Source organism: Rothia sp. HMSC069C01, assembly GCF_001814655.1.
GTDB classification, from domain to species: domain Bacteria; phylum Actinomycetota; class Actinomycetes; order Actinomycetales; family Micrococcaceae; genus Rothia; species Rothia dentocariosa.
On the sequence record NZ_KV817376.1, the window covers coordinates 1 to 786 of the forward strand.

A 786-nucleotide genomic window follows, 5' to 3' on the forward strand; every position below is an offset into this window, starting at 1 on the left:
GCTGATACGGTGCCCGGCAACCACTCCACGGATGCTGCCCCAGAGAAACCTACTCCCACAGTTATTGCCCTGAATCGTGCGGAAACGGCGGCACTGCACTCTGCCCTTCGGATGCGCGTGCTCGCCATGGCGACCCGCGCCGCGCAGGGGGAGAACCCCGGATTTGAGCGGCTGCAGGCGCTTGACGAGTTCGTCGCCGAGCACGCCACCGCCGGGCCGGTACAGCTGCCCGGGCATGTGAGCGCCTACCGCCGCCGCAAGGTACACGACCCCCGCACCGACACCCGCGTGGATGCGCTGGTACTTGTTTCCCAGCGGTAAGAGAAGCCTTCGACTTCATAAGCCAGTTATTGTGTTGCATCTCTCAAAGTGGCTATAGTGCCGTGTTAAGATAGCAAGGTACTGAAAATCCTTGAATCTCGATATATCACAAGGATTTAGCGGCACGCGGAAGGAGAAAGTATGGGACTTTTTGGCAGCGATAAGAACCCGAGGGCGGAACTTGCCGTTCTCTTCGCGAAGGCAGACGAACCGATGGAAGCCGCCATCGATTGGGCTCGTTCCGTAGCGGACAAGGCGGGCCTTGACCCCGCGAAGGATGAGGTTCAGCTGATCCGCGAGCTGCGCCGCACAGAGCTGAATCTTGATCTAAAAACCGCAACCTACTTAGCCGAGCAGACGGCGAAGGCAGTGCGGTAGCGGTTTACTCGTGTTTTCGGGAGCATTCTTCCAAAGCATCCCCAGCAGACACCCGTGAAACGTAAGCCGCGCATCAGAATTTAAGTC

At 58.7% G+C, this 786-nt stretch carries 2 protein-coding genes; both read left to right on the forward strand.

Annotated features, from left to right (window positions below; all coding sequences use genetic code 11):
• On the forward strand, nt 1-321 hold a 321-nt coding region (locus HMPREF2981_RS00330), incomplete at its 5' end, for a TilS substrate-binding domain-containing protein (RefSeq protein WP_210398804.1).
• Nucleotides 322-462: 141 nt separating this feature from the next.
• Entirely contained in the window at nt 463-699 is a 237-nt protein-coding gene (locus HMPREF2981_RS00335; protein WP_004005769.1) for a hypothetical protein, read from the forward strand.
• Nucleotides 700-786: the final 87 nt, after the last annotated feature.

Coding starts and splice junctions, on each gene's coding strand:
- HMPREF2981_RS00335 (WP_004005769.1), top strand. CDS start 463: ATGGGACTTTTTGGCAGCGATAAGAACCCGAGGGCGGAACTTGCCGTT.